General features: G+C 55.3%; 1 rRNA gene. It reads right to left on the reverse strand.

Annotated elements, in window-relative coordinates:
- Positions 1-18: 18 nt before the first annotated feature.
- A 16S ribosomal RNA gene (locus FS628_RS30160) occupies positions 19-421 on the reverse strand; the annotation flags it as partial.

The following is a 421-nucleotide window of genomic DNA, read 5'->3' on the forward strand; positions in this document are numbered from 1 at the left end:
GGAAACGATTCTCCATAGAAAGGAGGTGATCCAGCCGCACCTTCCGATACGGCTACCTTGTTACGACTTCACCCCAATCATCTATCCCACCTTCGGCGGCTGGCTCCTTGCGGTTACCCCACCGACTTCGGGTGTTATAAACTCTCGTGGTGTGACGGGCGGTGTGTACAAGACCCGGGAACGTATTCACCGCGGCATGCTGATCCGCGATTACTAGCAATTCCGACTTCATGCAGGCGAGTTGCAGCCTGCAATCCGAACTGAGACCGGCTTTGTTGGGATTGGCTCCATCTCGCGATTTCGCAGCCCGTTGTACCGGCCATTGTAGTACGTGTGTAGCCCAGGTCATAAGGGGCATGATGATTTGACGTCATCCCCACCTTCCTCCGGTTTGTCACCGGCAGTCTATCTAGAGTGCCCA

It is taken from the genome of Paenibacillus xylanexedens (assembly GCF_007676705.1).
Classification (GTDB): domain Bacteria; phylum Bacillota; class Bacilli; order Paenibacillales; family Paenibacillaceae; genus Paenibacillus; species Paenibacillus xylanexedens_C.